This window comes from Streptomyces sp. NPDC090077 (genome assembly GCF_044747545.1).
Lineage (GTDB): Bacteria > Actinomycetota > Actinomycetes > Streptomycetales > Streptomycetaceae > Streptomyces.
This window is the reverse complement of the sequence record NZ_JBIVEG010000021.1, coordinates 17,935-38,942: the sequence shown is the minus strand read 5'-3', so window position 1 is coordinate 38,942 and position 21,008 is coordinate 17,935. Positions and strand designations below refer to the sequence as shown.

Here is a 21,008-nt window from a genome sequence, read left to right as displayed (position 1 = left end):
AGCCCGGTGGCGGGTCAGCGCGGCAGGCCCTGGGGCAGGTGCTTGAGCGCGAATTCGAGGTCCATCCGGACCTGCTTGATGCGCTCCTCCACCACCAGCGAACCGTGCCCCGCGTCGTAGCGGTACACCTCGTGCACCGCGCCGCGGGCCGCGAGCCGGTCGACGTAGTTCTCGATCTGCCGGATCGGGCAGCGCGGGTCGTTCACGCCCGCCGCGATGTGCACGGGCGCCTTCACCGCGTCCACGTACGTCAGCGGCGAGGAGGCCTCGAAGCGCTCCGGGACCTCCTCAGGGGTGCCGCCGAAGAGGGTGCGGTCCAGGGCCTTCAGCGCCTCCATCTCGTCGTGGTACGCCGTCACGTAGTCCGCGACCGGTACGGCGGCCAGCCCGACCGCCCAGTCGTCGGGCCGCATGCCGATGCCGAGCAGCGTCAGGTAGCCGCCCCAGGACCCGCCCGACAGCACCAGCCGCGCCGGGTCCGCCAGGCCGGAGGCCACGGCCCACTCCCGGACCGCCGTGATGTCCTCCAGCTCGATCAGGCCGACCCGGTGCTTGAGGGCGTCGGTCCACTCGCGGCCGTAGCCCGTCGAGCCCCGGTAGTTGACCCGGACCACGGCGAAACCGTGGTCCAGCCAGGCCGCCGGGGTCGCCGCGAAGGCGTCGGAGTCGTGCCAGGTGGGCCCGCCGTGGATCTCGAAGATGGTCGGGAAGGGCCCGTCACCGTGGCCCACGGGCCGCTGCGCGAGCGCGTGGATCCGCCCGCCGGGCCCCTCGACCCAGACGTCCTCCACCGGCACCGAGCCCGGCGGGCGCATGCCCGGCGGGTCCAGGACGATCCCGCCCGCGGTGGACCGTACGGCGGCCGGCTCGGCGGCCGAGGACCACTGGTACTCCACCGTCCCGTCCGGGCGGGCCGTCGCGCCCGAAACCGTCCCCGGCGGGGTGTCCACCCGTACGAGTTCCCGCGCGGCCAGGTCGTACCGCCACAGCTCGCTGCGCGCCTCGAAGCTGTGCGCCACGAGGAGCGCGCTCCCGTCCGGGTACCACTCGGCGCTCACGTCGCCGGGCAGGTCGACGGCCAGGTCCTCCTGCGAGCCCGTGGCCACGTCCCAGACCATCGGCTCCCAGCGGCCGCGCCGCTGGTGCCCGACGAGCAGCCGGGTGTCCCCGGCGACGGGTGCGAAGCCGAGCACCTCCAGGCCCAGTTCCTCGGTGCCGCCCCGGGAGTCGTCCAGCTCGGCGACGGTGGCGCCGTCGAGGGTGACCACGCGCAGGGACGAGTGCATGGCGTCGCCGTGCTCGGTGTGCTCGATCGCGAGGAGGGTCCCGTCGTGCGACAGGTCGCCGACGCCGGCCGACTCGCGGTGCCGGTAGACGACCTCCGGGGCGGCACCGGGGCGTACGACGTGGATCGTGGAGCCGTCCTCGTCGGTGGACCGGCCCACGACCGCCGTGCCGTCGCGGCCGATGGCCAGCCCTGCGGGGTAGGAGGGCTCCAGTCCGGGAGTGGCCGGCTCGTCGGGGCCGCCCGCGAAGGGCTGGCGGACCCAGGTGCCGAACTCGTCGCCGTCGGTGTCGGAGAACCACCAGATCCACTCCCCGTCGGGGGAGAGCGCGCCGTCGGTGGTGCCGTTGGGGCGGTCGGTGGCCTGCCGCTGCGCGCCGGTCGCCCGGTCCCAGGAGTAGAGCTCGTAGGTCCCGGTGGCGTTCGAGACGAAGAGCGAGCGGTCCGGGGCGTCCTCGGCCCAGTCGGGCAGGCCCACGCGCGGCGCCCGGAAGCGCTTCTCCCAGTCGGGCATCCCGGCAGCGGGTGCGGGGTCGGGGGTCAGGTCGCTGTCGCTGGTCATGCGCTCCATTCTTGCGGGTCCGGCCGCGGCGGGCGGTCGGGATGCCGACCGGGCCGAACGGGCGCATGGTGGTGTGCGTACGCCGAACGCTTGCGAGAGGGTGTTGACCATGGCCAAGAAGGCCCGTACCGGCCACCACAGCCACCAGGATTCCGAACGCGCGATGGCGAAGAACACGGCGGCCGAGGCACGTGCCAAGGCCGCGGGCAGAGAGGCCCAGTCGCTCTCCGCGAAGACGCGAGGCATGCAGCAGAAGGCACAGGCCAAGCGCGGCTGAGCCTCCGCACCGGTCACCGGCCCGGCGTCCCACGGGGACGCCGGGCCGCGTGCGTCGTGCGCCCACGGCTCGTTTCACGTGAAACATCGCCCCGCGTGCGTACGCTGGACCGCATGCGGATGATCGTCCGGGGCGCCCGGCTGCTGCACGAAGACGGCCTGTCCGACGTGGAGGTCGCCGAGGACGGCCGGATCGCGCGGGTGGTCCCGTACGACGACCAGAAGGAGCCGCCGGCGACCGGGGTGCTCATCGAGGCCCACGGCGGGCTGCTCACCGCCCCCTTCGCCGAGCCGCACATCCACCTGGACACCGCCCTCACCGCCGGTCAGCCCCGCCCGAACGCCTCCGGCACCCTCTGGGAGGGCATCGCCTGCTGGAGCGAGCGCAAGCGCACCCTGACCCGCGAGGACGTCATCGCGCGGGCCACCGAGGTGCTGCGCTGGCAGGCGGCCAACGGCGTGCTGCACGTCCGTACGCACTGCGACGTCACCGACCCGTCCCTGACCGCGCTGGACGCGCTGCTGGAGGTCCGCGACCGGGTCCGGGACATCATGACCCTGCAGATCGTCGCCTTCCCGCAGGAGGGCATCGTCTCCTTCCCCGACGGCGAGGCGCTGCTGCGCGAGGCCGTGGCCCGCGGAGCGGACGTGGTCGGTGCGATCCCGCACTTCGAGGACACCCGTGAGGACGGCGTCGCCTCGCTGCGGACCGCGTTCGCGGTGGCCGAGGAACACGGGCTCCGCGTCGACGCCCACTGCGACGAGATCGACGACGAGCAGTCCCGCTTCGTCGAGGTGCTGGCCACGCTCGCCCTGCGCTCGGGCCTGCGCGAGCGCGCGACCGCCTCGCACACCACCGCCATGGGCTCCTACAACGGCGCCTACAGCTTCAAGCTCCAGCGGCTGCTGGCCCGTTCCGGCATCAACCTGGTGGCCAACCCCTTCGCGAACCTCAACCTCCAGGGCCGCTTCGACGCCTACCCCAAGCGCCGCGGCCTCACCCAGGTGAAGGAGATGCTGGCCGCCGGGGTCAACGTGGCCTTCGGCCACGACGACGTGATGGACCCGTGGAACGCGCTCGGCACCGCCAACCCGCTCCAGACCGCCCTCGTCGGCCTGTACGCCGCCCAGCTCACCGGTGCCGACGACATCCCGCTCGCGTTCTCGATGGTGACGGAGCGCGCGGCGCGCGTCCTCGGCCTGTCCTCCTCCGAGTACGGGATCACGGCGGGCGCCCCCGCCTCCTTCGTCCTCCTCCCGGCGCCGAGCCCCGAGGAGGCGATCCGCCGCCAGGTCCGGCCGCGGTACGTCGTCTCGCGGGGCAGCGTCCTCGCCGAAACCCCGCCCGCACCGGCCCGGTTGTGGTGGCCCGGGGAGTCCGGCCCCTCGGAAGTGGACTTCACCCACCCCGTCTAAGGTGCCGTCCATGACGTGGACCCTGCACGACCTCGACTCGGACACGGCCCGTTCGGCCTTCGGGATCGCCTCCGAGTACGCCGACGCCGCCCTCCTCAACCACTCCGTCCGCTCCTACGCGTTCGGCGCCGAGTACGCGCGCGTGCACGGCCTCACGTACGACGCGGAGCTCTTCTACGTCAGCGCCCTGCTGCACGACCTCGGCCTGACGGCGCCGTTCGACAGCCACACCCTGCCCTTCGAGGAAGCCGGCGGACACGTGGCCCGGCTCTTCACGGCCGGCCTGGGCTGGCCCCCCGCCCGCCGGGCCCGCGCGGAGGAGGTCATCGTGCTGCACATGCGGGACGACGTCACCGCCGCCGAGGACGTCGAGAGCCACCTCCTCCAGGTGGGCACCAGCGCGGACGTGTCCGGCCTGCGCGTGGCCGATTTCGACCCCGCCTTCGTGTCCGGCCTGCTGGAGCACCACCCCCGCCTCGGCTTCGGCCCGTCCTTCCTCGCCCTGGTCGAGGACCAGGCGGCCCGCAAGCCCGCCTGCGCGGCGGCCTCCTACGTCGCGGGCGGCGCGGCGAAGCGCATCGCGGCCAACCCCCTGGACGCGTGACGCGCCCGGGGCCGGGCGGGCCCCGCGCCCGGCCCCGTCGGGCGTCAGAGCCCCCGCTCGATCATGGCGATCACGTCCCGGCCCGCTTCGTGGGCCTGCTCCGGGGTGATGCCCCGCAGGGGGCCGTCGATGATCAGGGAGGCCAGGCCGTGCACCGCCGACCAGGCGAGGAACTCCGCGCCCGGGCGGCGGGCCTCCGGCAGGACTCCGGTCTCCACGAGCCCGTCCAGTGAGGCGCCGAGCAGCTCGAACGGGGTGAGCCCGCCCGCCCCGGCCGCCGTCGCGTCGGCCGCGTACGTCATGTCGGCGGGGACGTGGAAGGCGGTCCGGAACCAGCCCGGCTCGGTCACGGCGAAGCGGATGTAGCCCGTTCCCACCGCCCGGAAGCGGGCCCGGGCGCCTTCGGCGGGGTCCGGGGCGGCGGGCAGGCCGTCGATCTCGGCCTCCATCGCCAGGGCCACCCGGGCCATCGCGGCCTGCGAGACCCCGTGCACCAGGGCCCCCCGGTCGGCGAAGTGCCGGTAGGCGGCGTTGGGCGACACCCCGGCGCGCCGGGTGACCTCGCGCAGCGATACGGCGTCCGGGCCGCCCTCGCGCGCCAGCTCCAGGGCGGCTTCGAGCAGCGCGCTGCGCAGGTTCCCGTGGCGGTAGGTACTGCGCCTGGGCGGCGGTGGCGGTTCGGCTTCCGACGGCATGGGACCCCGATTCCTCGAATTATGTGGACGGCGTGAACTTCCAGGTATAGCCTACGAGCGAGATGTGGACGCCGTCCACATCGTTTCGGGGGGAGCAGAACGTGCAGAAGGCCGTGTCCCGCGACGGGACCGCCATCGCCTACGACCGCACCGGCGTGGGCCCCGCCCTCGTCCTCGTCGGGGGCGCCTACCAGGTCCGCGCGGACCCGAGGTGGGCCGTGCTCGCCCGGGCCCTCGCCGAGCGCTTCACCGTCGTGACGTACGACCGCCGCGGCCGCGGCGACAGCGGCGACACTGCCCCCTACGCGGTGGAGCGCGAGATCGAGGACCTGGCCGCCGTCATCGCCGAACTGGACGGACCCGCCCGGGTGATGGGTATGTCGTCGGGCGCCGTGCTCGCCCTGGAAGCCGCCGCCCACGGCGTTCCGATCGAGGAACTGGCCCTGTACGAGCCGCCGTTCGTCGTCGATGACAGCCGCCCCCCGGTCCCCGCCGACTACGTGTCCCGGCTGGACGCCGCCATCGCCGAAGGCCGGCGGGACGACGCCGTCACCCTCATGCTGACCGTCGCCGTCCTCGTACCGGCCGAGCTCGTCGGCCAGATCCGGGCGAGCGGCCTCTGGGGCCACTTCGCGGCACTGGCCCACACCCTCCCGTACGACGCCCGGGTCATGGGCGACACCATGTCCGGCCGCCCCCTGCCCGCCGACCGCTGGGCGGCCGTACGGATCCCCGTGCTGGCCATCGGCGGCGGTGCCAGCGACCCCTGGCTCCGGTCCGGCGCCCGCGCCCTCGCCGACCTGCTGCCGGCGGGCCTGCACCGCACCCTGGAGGGCCAGACCCACGACGTGGACCCGGCCGTCCTGGCGCCCGCCCTGGCGGAGTTCTTCGGCGGCGACCGGCCCTCGGCCCGACGGCCCTCAGCCTGACAGCGGCCGAGGGGGCCCGGGCACCAGCTCGGTGGTGATCATGGCGAGGACGGCGGCCAGGATCACCACCGGCGTCATCCCCGGGGCCCCGACCAGCAGGATCGCCATCACCGCGCTGCTGACCGGCAGCCGCAGCACGCTCGCCCCCGCCGCCGCCAGCCCGGCCGCCACCGCGGGCACCAGCCCCAGCCCGGGCAGCGGCGCGGCCAGCACCCCCGCCGCCGCACCGATGAACAGCGCCGGGAAGATCGGGCCGCCGCGCATGCTGCCGAGGCAGAGCGCGTACCCGACGGTCTTGCACAGCAGCACCGCCACCAGCGCCCCCGAGCCCCAGTCCTCCGGATGACTGGCCAGCACGGCCATCACGGCCTGCCCGGACGAGGCCACCTCCTCCGGGGACCGGCCCGTGGCCAGGGCGTACGCGGCCGCGCAGACGCCGGCGCCGAGTGCGCACAGCGTCGTACGGGCCACCGTGTCCTTCGCCGTGAACACCGCCACCTGCTGCCCCACGCCCACCGCCTGGCGCAGCACCGCCGCCACCGCCACGGCCAGCAGCAGCGCCCACCCCACGTCGGCCGCGTCCAGCCGGGGCACGGGCCCGGGGAGCTTGATGGTCAGCCCGCCGGTCTGCAGGCCGGTCCAGCGCCCGAACCCGGTGAACACCAGGGCCCCCACCCCGCTGGAGAGCAGGGCGGGCAGCATGACGGCCACCAGCTGCGGCCCGCCCACCCCGACCACCTCGATCAGCAGCACCGCCGCGATCAGCGGGCTCCCGAAGATGGCGGCGATGGCCGACGCCGCCCCGGCGACCCCCAGCAGCACCGTGGCCTGCGGGGTGGAGGGGCCGCGCGCGAGATCCCGCAGCAGCAGGGCGAACCCGCCGCCCAGGGCGATCAGCGGAGCCTCCGGGCCCAGCACCGCACCGAACGGCAGACTCGCCGCCGCGGCGAGCACCACGCCCGGCAGCACCTTGGTCGAAGCCCCGCCCATGCCCAGCCCGGCGGCGGGGACGTGCCCGCCGGCCCCGGGCATCCGGGACACCACCAGGCCCACCCCGATGCCGCCGATCAGCAGCAGCGGCAGCGGCCACCACCAGGGCGCCACGTCCCAGCCGAGCGCGTTCGGCAGGCTCTCCCACAGCAGGTTCTGCAATTCGTGCATGCCCGCGAGGAACCAGAAGCAGACCAGGGAGACCGGGATCCCGACCAGCGCGCAGAGCAGCAGCGTCCGGCGGTACGGAGGGGTCTTCAGCAGCGCCCGCAGCATCACCGGCTCGGCCGGCTGGGCCGATTGCGTCGCCGTCATGGCTCGCTCCTTTCGGGCTGTCGGGACAGCCCGGTCTCTACCGCTCCGAAGAGCGCCTTGGCGACGATGCCCACCACGACCAGGTCGGCCACCATCTGCCCGGTGACCAGCGCCCGCGCGGTCCCGGTGGCGGGCGCGATGTCGCCGAATCCCACGGTCGCGAACACCGTCACCGTGAAGTAGAGGGCGTCGGTCCGGGTCAACGGCTCGGTGAACGCCACCGGCAGGCCGCGCGACAGCAGGAAGTACGTCGCCGAGAACAGCAGCAGGAACAGCGGGATGGCGGTGCCCAGGGCTTCCACCACCCGCAGCCTCGGATGGGCCGACCGGGCGATGGCCTTGACCTGCCAGACGACGAGGCACCCGAAGAGCAGCAGCCCTCCGGCCAGCGCCGCGACGGCCACGACGCCGAAGCCGTAGTCGAGCGGGGCCACGTAGTACAGGCCGGTCAGCACCACCCCCGACCCGACCGCCCGCAGCAGGTGCCCCATCACCACCATGCGCCCGGAGCCGCCGCCCATGACCGCTCCTCACCGCCGCCTGGCCCTCACCGCATTCCAACACCCCCACCCCCACCCCGCACCCCACGAGCACCCACCCGGTGGCCGGCCCCTGCCGCCGCGCGGAGCGCCAGCCCGGCCGGACGCGCCCCCGCTCCCGAACGGAGTAGCCGGCCCGGTAGCGGATCCGGTCACTCTTCGTAGTGGATCTTCCAGTGCCGCAGATCCCGGGGGCCGCCCGGAGGAGTTCCGTTCTGTGCAAGGACACCCCCCACGGAAGGGCACCAGACATGGCCCGGCATCCCTCAGCCCGCCTCATGACCGCCGTCACGGCAGCGGCCGCGCTCCTGCTCTTAACCCCGGTTCAGGCACACGCCGGCGCCATCGGCTCGACCCCGGTGGCCACCTTCGACTACCCCGTCGGGGGCGTCACCATGAAGGTCCCCACCGGCTGCATGTTCACCCATATCCTCAGGGGCGACGGCAAGAAGATCACCTACCAGAACGCCGGTGTCGACTGCGGCTTCGTCGGAGCCCTCAACGCGGGCTTCTGTAACTGGCGCATCGACTTCACCTACGCCGACACCAACAGCAAGACCTACAAGACCTCGCAGGGCAAGACCCACACCGAGTGCGAGATCCATCCCATGCGGAACAACGCACCGCAGACGCTCCCCCGTTACGGCAAGGCATGCGCCCACCTCAACATCAACGGTGTGCGCCGCGTCAGCCAGTGCCACCACATCACGAAGTGAGCCGCGCATGACCATCCAGCCCGCCCCCGAAGACCCCGCCCGGGAGAGCAGGCACCGCCGCGGCGGGGTCATCGCCTTCGCCGCAGGGACGGTCGTGTCCCTTGCCGTCTTCGCCTTCCTCCCCGGGCTCCCCCACGTGATCGACTGGGGCGCGATCCTCGTGTCCCTCGCCGTCGGCGCCCTGGCGCGCTGGGCCTACCGGGCCTGGGCCGCCAGGAGCCGACTGCCCTCGGGGTGACATCGGAGCGGTGAGCGCACGGCAGGGGCCCGGTCCGGGCGGTCGGACCGGGCCCCTGACCTGGAGGAGGCGCCGGGTGTTACTTCGCGCCGAGGGCGTACCAGTACGACTCCTGGACGAGCCGCCAGACGATCTCCAGCTCCGCCGGGTTCCGGGGCCCGTAGATCAGCGTCACGTCCTGGACGGGGTGGTGCACGCCCCAGCCGGCCTCGATGACCTCGTCCTCGGTCTCCTTCGGGAGGGTGATGTGGAGCGAGCCGTCGTGGTGGGGGTGGATGTGGGCGAACTCCCGTCCCCCCTGGAACGCTTCGGCCGGGCCCGTGCCGATGCCCTCGGGCAGGAAGAGCGAGCGGGCGTGCGGGACCGAGACGAGCGTGGGCGCCATGTAGACGAACGGCAGCGCGCGCATCCGCCCCCACAGCTCCTCCTGCATCATGATCGGGGAGATCTGGGAGCCCTGGCCGTGCGGGGCCGGACCGAAGACACGCGGAGCCGCGCCGGGGCGCGGGGGCAGGGAAAGCATGATGGTGTTCCTTTCCGGCCGGCGCTGGACCGGCCGCGGCGTGAGCACTCCGAGGAGCTGCGAAGCTGCTGCCTCCACGGTCCACGAACCCGCTCAGGCCCCACTGGCGAGCCGGTCGAGAACGCCTTCCGACAGTCCGCAGAAACGCAGGAAGGGCCTGATCCGATGTCTCGGATCAGGCCCTTGAGCGGGTGCGTCCCGGTCAGCAGTCGGCGTCGGGCAGGGTTTCGGTACTGCCGTCGGGGTGGATGAGGAGGCGGACCGCACCGCCGTAGCGGTCGTCGGTGATCACAGCAGGGGTCGGGGCGCCGAGCTGCTGGGCGCGCTGCTGGAGGATGCCGATGACGACGTCCTGGATGTTGCCGAAGGGCGGGGCCGTCACGGGGACCTCGTCGATCAGGCCCGCGTGGTGGGAGAAGACGCGGACTTCCGCGGCCGGAGAAGTGGGCTGCACGGCGACTGCCTTTCAGGAGTTCGGGGCGGCTTCGCCGGTGGACGGCGGGTTCGTGGTGTAGGTACCGCGCGAGACGCGCAGCAGTCGGCCCGACTTGACCATGGCGGACAGGGCGTTGCTGACCGACTTGCCCGCGTCCCGGTACGCACCCGGGGGCAGCGCCCCGACCACGTCGCGGCCGGTGAAATGGCCGGGGAAGGAGGACACCGCCGCCTCCACGGCCCTGCGCAGGCTGGGGACGCTCCAGGGGCCGGGCCCGCCCGCACGCGTGGCGGAGTGGTGCGGGTGCGCGTCGCGGCGGAGGCCCGCGTGGCCCCCGTCGTGGTCCTGGTGCGGGGCGAGGGGCTGGTACCGCTCCAGGTGGGAGCGTAGCTGGCGCACCGCTTCCCGTACGGCCAGCAGCTCCCGGCCGTGCGGGACCCCGGCCGGGACCGCGGCGTCGGCAGCGGGGACGAGTACCGCCGTGATGGCCTCGACACGCTGCAGGGACTCCGTCAGGCGGCGCAGCAGGGGCTCGAGGATGTCCTGCCGCAGTGCGGCGACGGGGTCGCTGGTCGCGAGCTCGATGCTCACGGAACTGGTCAGGCCGCTGTCCGCGACCTCGTACGCGGCGTCGTCACCGGCTGCCGCGCGCCAGGACTCCAGGCTCAGGCGGGTCCGTCCCACGGCAGCGAAGAACTCGGGCTCCACCGCGGTGGACGGCGTGAGCGCGAGCAGCCCGGCGAGCTGCTCGGCGACCTTGAGGACGAGGAGCGTGGCGCGTGCCAGCGGACCGAGCACGGTCTTCTGTATGGCCAGGGAAGGATCATCGAGGGGGAAGGTGATCCGTTCTCCCGACAGGGCCGGAGCGGCCATCTTCTTCGATACCTCGTCTGTGTCGGCGCGCTGTCGGCGGTCTGCTGGGGCGTACTGGTCCGGATCCTGCCGCTGGGCGGGCACCAGCCCCCGGCCGGGACCGAACGCCCCGCGCGTCCGGTGCTCCTGGAGGGCGCTGAACGCGTCGAGCACGGCGGCGGACTCGACCGCTTCGCCGCGCCCCCCGGTGGCGGACGCGCCTGAGGTCAGACGTCCCCGGCTGTCACCGATGTCCAGGCGCCTGCGGATCCAGCGCCGGTCCTGCTCGGTGGTGGCGGCGGCGTAACCGCCCGGATCGGACCGGACGACGGAGACCTGCAGGCATTCCGCCCACCGGGGGCAGGAGAAGCAGAGCTGACGGGCGGCATGGGTGAGGGCCTGGTTCCGGCGCGTCCGGAACGGCAGCTCGGACCCGCCCGCAGGCGGACGCTCCAGGAGAGGCTCTCCGAATATGTCGGGCCTCCGCTGACAGGGCAGAAGTGTGGTGGTGGCCGGCAGCATTGCCAGCCGGGTTCTCAGCGCTGTCCTCGTCATGGAAGAAGTCCCCCGATGTTCTCTGTGACCAACGGGGACTCTAAGACAGGGGAATTGACGACGGCAAAGCCGAACCATGTCTTGTGGATCTTTTATTACACACCTGAACCGATGGCCCATCACATCACCGCACGTCTCTGGCAGTAGCTGTCATGAACCGGAAAATGCCGCGACGCCCCACGTTCCGTTCACTCCCGCTCACCCTTGCAATGCGTCGGCTACGCGCCACCAGAGTCCCGACGACGCAGAGGAATCCGATGGGAACACCGAAGAGCGGTGCGAGCATTCCGACCCCGGACGCGCCGATCAGCAGTACGTCGGCCAGTACGACGGTGACGCCACGCCGCCCCCGGGGCTGCTTGAGCATCCAGGCACCCAGCAGCGCCATACCGCCGAGCGCCCAGTAGCCGAAGACCGCCTGGCCGCTGAGGAGTCCGCCGGCGGATCCGCGTGCGATGTCGCCCGCGGCCGCGAGGTAGCCGGTCATCGCGGTGGTCACGACGGTCGAGGCGAGCGCGAGCAGCAGCTGCCCGCGACGGCGCAGCAGCCAGACCCCGACGGCGAGGGCCGACAGCATGCTCATCGTGATGAACGAGGCCATGCTGGACGAGGCGAGGAGGAAGAGCGTGTAGGCGCCGGCGGTGCCGAGGACGATCCGGCGGAGCAGCCGCACGGCCCAGGCGTCGTCCCGCTCTTGGCGGAGCAGGCGGCGGAGGGAGCCGGGGGAGGGGCGAGAGGGCATTACGGACCGTCCATACCTGTGGCGGGGGTGCGGAGAGTGAGGACCGGAGCACCCGTGCTTTCGGCTCCGGAGGCCGGTCCAGCGGTCTCGCGCGCGGTGACGGTGCTCGGCATGGTGACACCCATCTGCCAGAGCGGACTCGGCAGACGCACGGGCGAGGCCTGCTGCTCGGGAGCCTGTACGGCCGGAGCCTGCGCCTGCCCGGGGGCCACGGTCTCCAGCACGCTGTCGATCTTCGCCTTGCGGGCCTCCGGGGTGTCGGCGGCGAAGGCGTGCGGGTCGATGTAGCGCGGCAGGTCCTCGTTGTCGAACTGCGCGACGGCACGCACCGCGTTCGTACCGGCCTCGGCCCGGGTGACCTCGGGCCAGGACTGCGGAGGCTCGTACACGAAGTGGATGTTGTGCAGTCCGACGTTCTCGTTCCCGCAGAGCGTGCCGAGTTCCTTCTGGTGCAGGACCGCCCGGGTGTTGCCGATGTCTGCGAAGACCACCACCCGGCCTTCGGCCAGCCCGCCGTACGTCGCGGAGATGTCGTCCCATTTGGCCTTGGCGTAGCCCGGGGGAAAGCCCTTCTCCTCACCACCGAGAGCCCGGATGATCTCCGGCTCCCAAAGGAACATGTCATCCAGCTCCCGGCCGCCCTGGGTCGTCTCCAGGGTCTGGGCCGAGCCGGCACTGATCGTGTTCTGCTCGGAGGCCCACTGCTCCGCGATGAAGCGCTGGGACAGGACGTGCACGCCCCTGTTGTTCTTCGGTGCGTCCGGGTGCTCGAGGCCGTGCGACCAGAAGGCGCTGATCGGCTTGGTCCCTTCGGGCGGAGTGAGCTTCGCCTTGTCCCGCGCGAGGGCGTCGATGTACTGCCGCTCCTTGGACAGCAGCGACTTGCCGTCGTCCAGCACGATGTCCTTCAGCCCTGCCGCCACGGCGGCAGCCGAGATCCTCTCCACCACGGCGTCCGGGTCGATCCGGGCGTCTTTGGCCGCCAGCTCACGGGCGTGAGCCCGCGCCAACGCGCCTTCCGCTATGTGTTCCGGTATCGGTTCCGCGCTCACGGGCGCCCGGCCTTCAACGGACGGGGATACACGTCGAGGCTCATGTTGACCGCTCCGGGACGGGACCCGTCGGCGGTACCCGTTGCGGGGGTGATGGTCAGGCTGGCGAGCGCGCCGTTCGGAGCGTCGAGCTCCCAGTAGGCGATGCGGTAGGGGCGCTTGTACTTCAGGCGGCTCTCCAGCTTGGGCACGGCGTACTCTCCGAGCTCGTCGGGGAAGTCCGTCGAGTCCCAGGCGCCGTCCCAGGCCGGTGCGCCGAGCACCGAGGACACGGCGTCGCGGTAGAGGGGCCACGCCTCGTCGGCCTCGGTCAGCACCTGCGGGTTGCCCTCGGACGTGACGGACGACGCGCCCCACACCCAGTACGAGAGGCTCTGCACCGGCGCCCAGCTGCCTCCCAGCGCGTTCAGCGTCATCGCACCCCCGGACCGCGTGACCACGTTGAGCACGTGCTCGAACTGGGTCGGTGTCCAGCCGAACTGGGCGCACCACTCGTCCAGGCCCTGGCTCAGCAGCGGCGGGCCGTTCCAGACGGTCTCCCAGTGGACGTCGGTCAGCCCCCGCAGCTCGGTGACGAGTTCCTGCGGAGTCCGGTCCACCGGCGGTTCGAAGGGCGTTCCCATGTCGTGCTCTCTTTCTCGCGTCTCGTACGTCACAACAGCCAACCGGGGCCGTTGAGGGCCTTCGGGTCGGCCGGCCCGTGGAAGGTGAGAGAGATCGTCCCACCCCCCGCGTACCCGCCCTCCTGGTGGTCCAGCGCGAGCACGATCACCGGGGCCAGCGGATTGGGGTACCTCCACTGGGCCAGCCGGTACGGGGCCCGGAGCTCCCGCCGCTCCTCGGCGTCGCTCCACCGGCCCGGCGCGGGCGGTTCCGGGAAGTCCGGACTGTCCCAGGCGCCCTCCCAGCCCGGTGCGCCCAACGCGGCGGTCATCCGGGCGAGGTGGGCCGCGTAGCGGTCGAGGGCTGCCTTCAGGACGGCCCCGCCATCGGAGGGCGCACCCTCCGCGACCTGCCAGACCGTGTAGGCCGCCCGGGTCACGGGCCGGCCGAGGCCGGCCCGTGAGGCCAGGTACAGGCGGCCGCCCCGCGGCGTACGCACCCACAGGCCCGACTGGGACCACAGCGGCTGCCAGCCGAAGCCCGCACACCACTCGGCGCGCTCGGCCTCACCGTCCGGTACCCCGGGCCAGACGGCACGCCAGTCCACGCGCAGGAGCGCGCCCAGCTCGACGGCGACCTCCCGGGGCGGGTGGTCGGTGATGACGCTTGCCATGCTCGGGCCCTTCTAGCGGTCCGCCAACCGGCCGTCATCTTCGCGCGGCAGCGGGGACGGGGGCGGTGTCAGCGGATTCGGGTGGACAAGAGGTGGCACCGCGTTCTGGGGGGCGAGCACCGTCGGCGCCGGCTGCTGCTGCGCGTGCCGGGCATCCGCCTGGACCCGATTCCCGGTGGAGGCCGCGGGTCCCTGCTGCGCGGGAACGGCGGGCGCGGGCGCGGGGGCCGGTGCAGGCAGATGCGGTGCGGGCTGCGGCGGCGGCACGTGGGCCGACGGCGTACCACCGCCGACGAGACGGCCGATGCGCTGGGCCCGCTCAGCTTCTGCGGCCTGCTGCTCGCGCTTGGCCTCGACTGCCGCGTACTGCCCCTCGAGCTGGTCCTTCTGGACCGTTGCGGTCTGGTACGCGGTCTTGCGCTGTTCACGCTTGGAGGGTTGGGGGGTGGAAAGCTTGCCTTCCTTCTGCCACCGACCGTCGTTCTTCTTGTTGTCGTAGGTCCGCAGAGCGGCGAGCGTGCCCTCCTTGCCCACCTTCGCGCCCACCTTCGCCGTACCGCCGACGACACGGCCCGTCGTCTTCGCAGCGCCGACCGCGGCCCCAGAGCCGTACTGACCCAGCTTTCCGCCCACCGTGTTCGCCATGTCCCCGACGCCCAGAGAGTCCTCCGCCCCGGCGATCTGCGGGCTGTAGGCACCTCCGAGCAGCTTCTTCAGCATCATCACCACGGCGACGCTGACCAGCACCAGCATCAGCAGCTGCATACCGAGGGAGATCTTGGCGGGCAGGATCATCTGGTACAGCACGAGCAGCACGGTCAGGATGACGCCGAAGCCCGCCCTGAGGACGAAGCTGTGGATGAACGTCTGCAGCCAGCCCTTCAACAGCTTCTGCTGCGAAGGGTGAATGCCCAGCGTGGCGATCAGCGGCAGCATGATGATCATGATGAGCGTGACGGCGTGCCACAACAGGGTGAGAACGCTGAGCACCATCACCATGACGGCGACGATCAGCGCGGCGATCAGCGAATAGAAGGCGATCCCGAGCCGGTCCCCCGCGTTCCTGCCCGCCCACTCGTCGAAGGTGACCGGGTAGACGTGCTGGTCCGGCTTGCTGTTGTTCGAGCCCTTGCCTCCCGCGATGTCGTAGCGGATGGGGACCCACTCGTTCTTGTACTTGTCGAGGTCCTTGCCGAGCTCTTGGTTGGTCCGGGCCTGGGACACCAGCTGGCGAATGCGGAGGTCCTCACAGCGTGCGCTTCCCTTGACGCCCCAATAGCACTTGTCGTCGTGGGACGTCGGGGCGCACACACCGTCCTTGTTGCTGCCTTCCTTCTGCCGGAAGATGCAGTCAGTGCCGGCTTCGCCGAACTGGCCCAATGCCCAGGGACGGAACACCAGCGTGTCGTACATGGCGCAGCTGTTGATGCGCACGCCCCGGTTTTCGACATCGTCGCCCTTCGGCAGGTCGCAGGGGGGCTGTGCCGTTCCGGAGAGTCCGCTGAGAACCGCTTCGCTGAGCGCCGCGTTGGCCTGTGCGATGCCGGAGTCCGCCGTATCGATGAAGTTCTTGAAGTTCCCACCGGTGAGCATGACCACCACGGCAACGGTGGTCAAGGACGCCCAGCCGACGCCCGACCATGCCTCTCGCATCTGGTTCTTGCGCCATTTGCCGAAGACCCAGAAGCCGGTCAGGGCGATCATGACGGGAACCGCCGGTACGAAGAGGTTGTCCTTGAGCGTCGTCACGACATTGTTGCGGCCCTCGTACAGACCGGCGAGCGGGCTGGGGTTGGAGGCGTATTCCTTGATGGAAATGCCCGCTCGGGTGAGCAGTTTGGTGAGGTCGAACACCGTGTCCGCTATGCCGTTGTTGACGAAGTTCATGACGGAGCAGTCGTCTGCTTCATTGCCGTTCAGGCCCAGGAACCCCTTGTCCTGGGAGGCGTCTCCCCGGCCCCGCATCGTCATGGACCAGTTCATGCCACGCATGCCGGCGAGCTCGTACATCGTGTAGTTCTCAGCACCCCCGGGCAATTTGGCAGGGTGGTCGAAGAGGCCCGTGGTGTCGTTGAGGGTCTTGGGCTGCGACTTCTCCCACTGCTTGACGGCCGGGAAGACCGATTCGATGTTGCCCGGGTTGTCCATCTGGTAGTTGTCGTCGCCCGTGAACGAACAGGCGAAGTCCATGGCGCGTACCGGGCTGGGCACGGCCATGCTCAGGGCGAGCAGGGCGAACATCAGGAATGCGCCGATACGCACCGCACGCCCGGCCGCCTTCGCCCGTTCGCGGGGCGATGGTCGGGCGGAGAGATCTCCACGTGACTTGGCGCAACGGCGCACGGACATCAACTTCCTTCCGGAGTTCCGCAACGGGCGGGGTGAGGGGCGGCGGTGTGGGCCGCTAGGGGATGTAGTCCGTCGTGACGCATCCCTCGACGGCGCCGTCGCGCTTGGTGTAGCCGCTCGGGATCTTGCTGTTGTACGTGGCGCTGCACGATGCGACGAGCAGTCCTGAGGACTTCAGCGCGTTCGTGGTGTCGCCGGCGGTGGGAACGACGGCAAAGTCCGCCCCGACCAGGGCGACCGCGAACCTGTCCTTGCCGGCCGCCTCGTTCGCCTTGAGTGCCTGCTGGAACTTCTTCATGTCGGCGAGGGTCAACATGGCTATCGGCCCGCCCTCGGACTTGCAGTAGGCCTGCTCCTTGACCCCCGCTCCGGCGTCCTTGGGGAGGTCCTCGAACTCCTTGCGCATCGGCGAGTACTGGGGCAGTTCCGTCTCCACGTCCCTGCACGTCGCGTACTGGCTGACGAAGCGCTCCATCGAGGCGACGTCCTTCGCCTTCGGCAGGCTCTTCCCGCCGCTTCCGGCATCGGCCTCACCTCCGCCGCAACCCGTCAGGGACGCGAGCGCCACTACGGCGGCTCCGGCAGTGAAGGTCCTGGGCAAACGCATGGTGTCTCCTTGGGTGAGGCGTTCGGATCGGTCTCGGCGCGTGGCGCCGCTACTGCGAGGCGGCCGCCTCCGCCTCGGCCGGCCGCTCCTCGCGGGCGGCCTCCTGCATGAAGGTCCAGTCCCGCACGCTGAGCGGTGGGTCGACGGACTGGCGGCCCGGTCGGGTCGTGCCGTTGGTGTCGGTGGCGGCGAGGATCTCCTGGAAGACGAGGTCCACCGCGACCGTACCGACCCGCTTGTCGACGTCCCGCTGGAGGCAGACACCCGTCCGCAGCTCCTGGAGGGAGTTGGACACCTTGGTGTCGCTCTCCGGCCGGCCGAGCAGTGGCGCGACCAGCGAGGCCTCCTGGGCGGACTTCTGCTTGAAGGCGAAGACGGTGTGGATCTGGTTGGCGCCACCGCTGCGGGCCTCGGAGTCCTCGATCTGTACGAGGTCGATGGCCTGCTGGGTGATCAGGACGATGACCGCCAGGTAGGAGCGGCCCTGCTTGAGCGCACGCCGCATCAGGTCGCGGCCGCTCTCGGTCGCGGTGACGACGTACGCCTCGTCGACGAACAGCGCCTTGGGCCGCAGACCGACCTCGCCCGTCACCGGGTTCTTCTCGTAGCCGACGTCGAGCATCTGGCTGCCCAGCTCCACGACCGCCATGAGGGCGGTCGCTGCGAGCCGCTCGGCCGGGTTCCAGCTGCGCGGGTCGGAGGAGGCCGGCGTCTGGAAGCCGCGCAGGGTGATCACCGTGCGGCGCTTGCGCATCGCGGACAGCGTCTGCGGCTTCTCCGCGAAGGCGAGTCGCGCGTACGGCAGGGTGCGCAGCTCGGTGAGCAGCATCTGGGCGAGCTTGAGGTCCTTGACGGCCTCGCGGTCCCCGCTCGCCACCGCCTCGTCATAGGCGCGCACGACCTCGTCGACGACCTGCCACAGTGTCGGCCGGGGTACCTGCCGCTCGGCGTCGCGGGCGCTCAGTCCCTGCTCGGTGGCCTGCCGGATCGCGGAGTTGTACCAGCCGACCACCGAGGCCATGGCCTCGATGACGGGCAGGCGCACCCGCTGGTAGTCCTCGTCGCCGAGGAAGCCACGCAGCATCGTTTCTGCGAGCAGTCGGCCCGAGGGGACGTCGCGGGCGACGACCCACGGGTCGAGCACGCCGGCCTGGCCCTTGAGGAGGTCGACGACCTCGGTCTCGCTCCAGAACTCCGGGTTGACCGGCCGGAATCGGCTCTCCGGGGTGCCGAGGAGACCCGCTTCGGCGTCGAGGGGGAACTCGGGGTCGTTGACCTGGGACCCGAAGGCCAGGTAGTAGCAGAGCTGGGCGAAGTCGGTCTTGGGGTCGATGACCAGGCAGCGGACGCCCGACTCCGACTCCTCGTAGAACTTCTGCAGGGCCAGCGAGGACTTGCCACCGCCGGATGCGCCGACGATGGCGACGCCACCGCCGTCGTTGCGGGCGGGGCCGACGTGCAGCGAGTAGTGGACCGGGGTCTTGCCGGCCCAGCCGACCAGGTTGCCGACCCAGCCGAGCTGCTTGCCCGACCGGCGCTCGGGGTTGTCGCCCAGCTCGGTGCCGGCGGTGGGCAGCCCGGCGCCGAGCTGCTCGACCTCCTGGAGGCGCAGGTACGGGGCGATGGGCAGCTTGGGCGCGTCGCCCGGGAGCTGGGACTGGAGCAGCCGCCACTGCTGGCGGCTCGGGCGCAGCAGGGTGACCTTCAGGTCCTGCTTGAACTGCATCTCCAGGACGCGGCGGCGGCGCTCCAGCTCGGCGAGGTCGGGGGCGGAGATGGTGAAGCGGATCTGCGCCTCCATGCCCGGCATCTTGTGCTCCTCCACGTCGTCGACGAGGTGCTGGGCACGGGTGACCTGGGCGGCGAGCTGGGTGCCGGGGGCACGGCCGGAGTTGGCCATGTCGTTCATCTCGTCGACGAGGTTGCCGCTGATCTTCTTCGCCCGGTCCTGGAACTTCAGGTACGGGATGAGGGTGAACCGCATGTCGATCTCGACGGGGAAGTCGACGTGCTGCGCCGCGTAGCGCGCCCACGCGGTGGACTGCCGGAAACGGGTCTCGGTGGGCCAGCTCGCGGCTACGAGGGTGGTCGTGTAGCTGGTGTGGCGCTCACCGGTCATCTCGTCGTACTGGTGCAGCGCGATGTGTGTCTTGCGGTTCTCTCCGGAGAAGTCGACGACCAGGTCGAACTGGTCGGGACCCCAGGCGCGGCTGCCGAGCACCGGCTCGGCGGGGATCGGCAGGTCGCCGTGGAGCGGCTTGCGGATCAGCCAGACCAGTTCCTGGCGGCTCAGCGGGGTGCCGCCGAGGCCGGAGAGGCTCTCGTGGACCTCGCGCGCGACCTGGGTCCACTGGGCCAGCAGCTGCGGCGACAGGTACTCGTCGTGCACGCCCGTGGCACCGGCCGTGGCTGCGTCGGCGGCGTCCCGTACCGAGCGCGTGACGCCCGAATCCTCGACCGGGTCGTCGCCGCCCGGGAGCACCCCGCTGTCGCTGCCGGACTTCCGCTTCATCGAACCGAGCTTGACCAGCAGGATGTTGCGCTCGCGTTGCGCGCCGATGCGTTCCTGGTACTCGGCCTTGCGGAAGTTGTACGCCTTGTAGTTCTCGGTCGGGTCCCAGGCCACGGCGTTGAGCTGCTCGGCCCAGTCCTGCGCGGTGATCGGCCGGTACACCTTGCGGTAGTGGCACTCGACGTTGCGGTCACCGCGGGCGAGGCTGAGCAGCGCGCGGGCCGGGGCCTCGGCCATGGCCTGGAGCTCGACGGCGTTGAGGTACTCGTCAATGGCGGTGGGCAGCGCGATGCCCGTCCAGACGGAGTCCCCGTGGACGAAGATCATGTCGTCGGCGTACCGGTAGGGCAGCCGCATCTCCTCACGGCGCTTGGCCTGGGTGGCCTGGCCGCGGGAGGCGGAGCCGCCGGACCGCCCCGAACCACCGGACTTCCCCGAACCGCCGGATCCGCCGTTCTTGGAACCGGTGTTCTTCTTGGAGGAAGTGGACGCGAGGAGCATGGCGATCAGGAAGAAGGCGACCGCCCCGCCAAAAAAGATCAGCATGAACATGGAGGAGTCATCCTGCGGTCTCGGAGTGTGCCGTCTCGGCGGGTGCGTTCGTGGTCGACGACGCGATCGGGGACGCGGCGGAGGCAGCGTACGAGGAGCCGTGCCGGGCCGCCGTCGCGAGCGCCGCGTCGTACTGCTTGTGCCAGCGGCGCGCCTGCGGCTGCCAGAGGATGACCTGCCAGTGCAGCTCCTCCGGTTCGCGGTCCGCGCCCAGTCCCTGCAGCCGCTTGGGCTGGACCCAGTAGTCGGCCCACACCACCACCTGCTGGCTGAGGGTGAGTGCCGAGGGCAGCGGCCGGCCCCAGACGAAGTAGACGCCGACCGGCGGCCCCAGGTACAGGACCGACGTGATGAGCGACAAGCCCAGGAAGGGCAGGAAGGCCGACAGCGTCAGCAGCAGCACGAGCCACAGCACGCCGAAACCGAAGGCCGCGCCCAGCGCGGGCAGGAGCAGACCGGGAAGGGGGATGTTGCCCCAGTTCCATATGCGCTTGGGCCGGTTTAGCAGGTCCGTGTGGTCGTAGGCGACCATGGGCGCCGGTGCGTCCGGCGTGTCCTGCGGCATCAGTCGGTCCCCCTCTCTGGTGTGGCCGCGTGCGCGGCGCCGCGATCGCGGGCGGCACGTCTACGGTCGCGGGCCGGGTTCGGTTCGTAGCGGCCCGTCCCCGGGATCAGCCCTTGCCGCCGATCTGCTCGCCGAGGCTGATGAGCATTCCGGCGAGACCGGCGGCGCCACCGATGATGAACGCGGCCAGCGCGATCATGCCGAAGCCCTGGAAGGCCTCGCGCATGCCGTCGCCGCGCTTCATCGACAGCAGCATCCGGATGCCGAGGATGAGGAGGGCGCAGGAGGCCACCGTGAGGCCGAGGCCGGCCAGGATGCCCTGGATCTTGCCGAACATGCTTTCGAGGGTCGTTGCTGCCAGGATCATGGCGAGTCCTTCGTTCGTGAGGGGGGTACGGATGGGTGGTGCGTCGTACGGGGCG

The 21,008-nt window shown here is 71.5% G+C and carries 22 protein-coding genes; 6 read left to right on the top strand and 16 right to left on the bottom strand.

The genetic code is table 11. The features are described 5' to 3' along the window. Positions 1–14 precede the first annotated feature (14 nt). Positions 15–1,847, bottom strand: coding sequence for a prolyl oligopeptidase family serine peptidase (locus ACIPW5_RS28355; protein WP_401250609.1), 1,833 nt, complete (start codon positions 1,845–1,847; stop codon positions 15–17). A gap of 109 nt (positions 1,848–1,956) precedes the next feature. Here ACIPW5_RS28355 and ACIPW5_RS28350 point away from each other — a divergent pair, with 109 nt between their 5' ends. From ACIPW5_RS28350 to ACIPW5_RS28340, 3 genes are all read left to right on the top strand, one after another. Continuing rightward, positions 1,957–2,124: a hypothetical protein gene (locus tag ACIPW5_RS28350; protein WP_164720908.1), complete on the top strand. Its 168-nt coding sequence runs from the start codon at positions 1,957–1,959 to the stop codon at positions 2,122–2,124. 113 nt (positions 2,125–2,237) lie between these two features. Continuing rightward, on the top strand, positions 2,238–3,539 hold the full coding sequence (gene codA / locus ACIPW5_RS28345) for a cytosine deaminase (protein ID WP_401250606.1): 1,302 nt from the start codon (positions 2,238–2,240) through the stop codon (positions 3,537–3,539). Between the two features lie 10 nt (positions 3,540–3,549). Next, on the top strand, positions 3,550–4,143 hold the full coding sequence (locus ACIPW5_RS28340; RefSeq protein WP_401250603.1) for an HD domain-containing protein: 594 nt from the start codon (positions 3,550–3,552) through the stop codon (positions 4,141–4,143). A gap of 44 nt (positions 4,144–4,187) precedes the next feature. Here ACIPW5_RS28340 and ACIPW5_RS28335 read toward each other — a convergent pair whose 3' ends face one another. Continuing rightward, on the bottom strand, positions 4,188–4,838 hold the full coding sequence (locus ACIPW5_RS28335; protein WP_401250600.1) for a TetR/AcrR family transcriptional regulator: 651 nt from the start codon (positions 4,836–4,838) through the stop codon (positions 4,188–4,190). Positions 4,839–4,939: 101 nt separating this feature from the next. On the opposite strand from ACIPW5_RS28335, the gene ACIPW5_RS28330 reads away from it, so the two are divergent. After that, positions 4,940–5,767, top strand: coding sequence for an alpha/beta fold hydrolase (locus ACIPW5_RS28330; protein ID WP_401250598.1), 828 nt, complete (start codon positions 4,940–4,942; stop codon positions 5,765–5,767). Here ACIPW5_RS28330 and ACIPW5_RS28325 read toward each other — a convergent pair. Both ACIPW5_RS28325 and ACIPW5_RS28320 read right to left on the bottom strand, forming a co-directional pair. Further along, on the bottom strand, positions 5,759–7,072 hold the full coding sequence (locus ACIPW5_RS28325) for a chloride channel protein (protein ID WP_401250595.1): 1,314 nt from the start codon (positions 7,070–7,072) through the stop codon (positions 5,759–5,761). The genes ACIPW5_RS28330 and ACIPW5_RS28325 overlap by 9 nt on opposite strands. Continuing rightward, a complete protein-coding gene (locus ACIPW5_RS28320; RefSeq protein WP_401250592.1) occupies positions 7,069–7,593 on the bottom strand; it encodes a potassium channel family protein in 525 nt (174 codons plus the stop codon). Before ACIPW5_RS28320 ends, ACIPW5_RS28325 begins: the two co-directional genes overlap by 4 nt. A gap of 296 nt (positions 7,594–7,889) precedes the next feature. Between ACIPW5_RS28320 and ACIPW5_RS28315 the strand changes: the two genes are divergently transcribed. Together ACIPW5_RS28315 and ACIPW5_RS28310 are read left to right on the top strand one after the other, a co-directional pair. Beyond that, the gene (locus ACIPW5_RS28315) at positions 7,890–8,327 is read left to right on the top strand and encodes a hypothetical protein (RefSeq protein WP_401250589.1); all 438 of its coding nucleotides are present in this window, start codon (positions 7,890–7,892) and stop codon (positions 8,325–8,327) included. A gap of 7 nt (positions 8,328–8,334) precedes the next feature. Beyond that, positions 8,335–8,565, top strand: a complete 231-nt coding sequence (locus tag ACIPW5_RS28310; RefSeq protein WP_401250586.1) for a hypothetical protein — start codon at positions 8,335–8,337, stop codon at positions 8,563–8,565. Positions 8,566–8,644: 79 nt separating this feature from the next. Here ACIPW5_RS28310 and ACIPW5_RS28305 read toward each other — a convergent pair whose 3' ends face one another. The 12 genes from ACIPW5_RS28305 to ACIPW5_RS28250 all read right to left on the bottom strand — a co-directional run bounded on the left by ACIPW5_RS28305 (position 8,645) and on the right by ACIPW5_RS28250 (position 20,953). Beyond that, positions 8,645–9,088, bottom strand: a complete 444-nt coding sequence (locus ACIPW5_RS28305) for a luciferase family protein (RefSeq protein ID WP_401250584.1) — start codon at positions 9,086–9,088, stop codon at positions 8,645–8,647. Between the two features lie 202 nt (positions 9,089–9,290). Further along, positions 9,291–9,542: a hypothetical protein gene (locus ACIPW5_RS28300; RefSeq protein WP_401250581.1), complete on the bottom strand. Its 252-nt coding sequence runs from the start codon at positions 9,540–9,542 to the stop codon at positions 9,291–9,293. Positions 9,543–9,554: 12 nt separating this feature from the next. After that, positions 9,555–10,931, bottom strand: coding sequence for a hypothetical protein (locus tag ACIPW5_RS28295; RefSeq protein ID WP_401250578.1), 1,377 nt, complete (start codon positions 10,929–10,931; stop codon positions 9,555–9,557). A 124-nt stretch (positions 10,932–11,055) separates the two neighbouring features. Next, on the bottom strand, positions 11,056–11,673 hold the full coding sequence (locus tag ACIPW5_RS28290; protein ID WP_401250575.1) for a hypothetical protein: 618 nt from the start codon (positions 11,671–11,673) through the stop codon (positions 11,056–11,058). Next, positions 11,673–12,683 carry a hypothetical protein gene (locus ACIPW5_RS28285; RefSeq protein WP_401250572.1) on the bottom strand — a complete coding sequence of 337 codons (1,011 nt, stop codon included), beginning with the start codon at positions 12,681–12,683 and terminating at the stop codon, positions 11,673–11,675. The genes ACIPW5_RS28290 and ACIPW5_RS28285 overlap by 1 nt, the downstream gene beginning before the upstream one ends. 38 nt (positions 12,684–12,721) lie before the next feature. After that, entirely contained in the window at positions 12,722–13,348 is a 627-nt protein-coding gene (locus tag ACIPW5_RS28280) for a hypothetical protein (protein ID WP_401250569.1), read from the bottom strand. A gap of 29 nt (positions 13,349–13,377) precedes the next feature. After that, positions 13,378–14,001, bottom strand: coding sequence for a hypothetical protein (locus ACIPW5_RS28275; protein WP_401250566.1), 624 nt, complete (start codon positions 13,999–14,001; stop codon positions 13,378–13,380). Positions 14,002–14,013: 12 nt separating this feature from the next. Next, entirely contained in the window at positions 14,014–16,263 is a 2,250-nt protein-coding gene (locus tag ACIPW5_RS28270) for a hypothetical protein (protein WP_401250563.1), read from the bottom strand. A 142-nt stretch (positions 16,264–16,405) separates the two neighbouring features. Then, complete coding sequence (locus ACIPW5_RS28265) at positions 16,406–16,957, bottom strand: hypothetical protein (RefSeq protein ID WP_401250560.1); 552 nt, start codon at positions 16,955–16,957, stop codon at positions 16,406–16,408. A 49-nt stretch (positions 16,958–17,006) separates the two neighbouring features. Next, a complete protein-coding gene (locus tag ACIPW5_RS28260; protein ID WP_401250557.1) occupies positions 17,007–20,021 on the bottom strand; it encodes an ATP-binding protein in 3,015 nt (1,004 codons plus the stop codon). 7 nt (positions 20,022–20,028) lie between these two features. Next, complete coding sequence (locus ACIPW5_RS28255; RefSeq protein WP_401250555.1) at positions 20,029–20,586, bottom strand: hypothetical protein; 558 nt, start codon at positions 20,584–20,586, stop codon at positions 20,029–20,031. Positions 20,587–20,692: 106 nt separating this feature from the next. Beyond that, a complete protein-coding gene (locus ACIPW5_RS28250; RefSeq protein WP_401250552.1) occupies positions 20,693–20,953 on the bottom strand; it encodes a hypothetical protein in 261 nt (86 codons plus the stop codon). Positions 20,954–21,008 lie beyond the last annotated feature (55 nt).

Coding starts and splice junctions, on each gene's coding strand:
- ACIPW5_RS28355 (WP_401250609.1), bottom strand. CDS start 1,847: ATGACCAGCGACAGCGACCTGACCCCCGACCCCGCACCCGCTGCCGGG.
- ACIPW5_RS28350 (WP_164720908.1), top strand. CDS start 1,957: ATGGCCAAGAAGGCCCGTACCGGCCACCACAGCCACCAGGATTCCGAA.
- codA (WP_401250606.1), top strand. CDS start 2,238: ATGCGGATGATCGTCCGGGGCGCCCGGCTGCTGCACGAAGACGGCCTG.
- ACIPW5_RS28340 (WP_401250603.1), top strand. CDS start 3,550: ATGACGTGGACCCTGCACGACCTCGACTCGGACACGGCCCGTTCGGCC.
- ACIPW5_RS28335 (WP_401250600.1), bottom strand. CDS start 4,838: ATGCCGTCGGAAGCCGAACCGCCACCGCCGCCCAGGCGCAGTACCTAC.
- ACIPW5_RS28325 (WP_401250595.1), bottom strand. CDS start 7,072: ATGACGGCGACGCAATCGGCCCAGCCGGCCGAGCCGGTGATGCTGCGG.
- ACIPW5_RS28320 (WP_401250592.1), bottom strand. CDS start 7,593: ATGGGCGGCGGCTCCGGGCGCATGGTGGTGATGGGGCACCTGCTGCGG.
- ACIPW5_RS28315 (WP_401250589.1), top strand. CDS start 7,890: ATGACCGCCGTCACGGCAGCGGCCGCGCTCCTGCTCTTAACCCCGGTT.
- ACIPW5_RS28310 (WP_401250586.1), top strand. CDS start 8,335: ATGACCATCCAGCCCGCCCCCGAAGACCCCGCCCGGGAGAGCAGGCAC.
- ACIPW5_RS28305 (WP_401250584.1), bottom strand. CDS start 9,088: ATGCTTTCCCTGCCCCCGCGCCCCGGCGCGGCTCCGCGTGTCTTCGGT.
- ACIPW5_RS28295 (WP_401250578.1), bottom strand. CDS start 10,931: ATGACGAGGACAGCGCTGAGAACCCGGCTGGCAATGCTGCCGGCCACC.
- ACIPW5_RS28290 (WP_401250575.1), bottom strand. CDS start 11,673: ATGCCCTCTCGCCCCTCCCCCGGCTCCCTCCGCCGCCTGCTCCGCCAA.
- ACIPW5_RS28280 (WP_401250569.1), bottom strand. CDS start 13,348: ATGGGAACGCCCTTCGAACCGCCGGTGGACCGGACTCCGCAGGAACTC.
- ACIPW5_RS28275 (WP_401250566.1), bottom strand. CDS start 14,001: ATGGCAAGCGTCATCACCGACCACCCGCCCCGGGAGGTCGCCGTCGAG.
- ACIPW5_RS28265 (WP_401250560.1), bottom strand. CDS start 16,957: ATGCGTTTGCCCAGGACCTTCACTGCCGGAGCCGCCGTAGTGGCGCTC.
- ACIPW5_RS28260 (WP_401250557.1), bottom strand. CDS start 20,021: ATGTTCATGCTGATCTTTTTTGGCGGGGCGGTCGCCTTCTTCCTGATC.
- ACIPW5_RS28255 (WP_401250555.1), bottom strand. CDS start 20,586: ATGCCGCAGGACACGCCGGACGCACCGGCGCCCATGGTCGCCTACGAC.
- ACIPW5_RS28250 (WP_401250552.1), bottom strand. CDS start 20,953: ATGATCCTGGCAGCAACGACCCTCGAAAGCATGTTCGGCAAGATCCAG.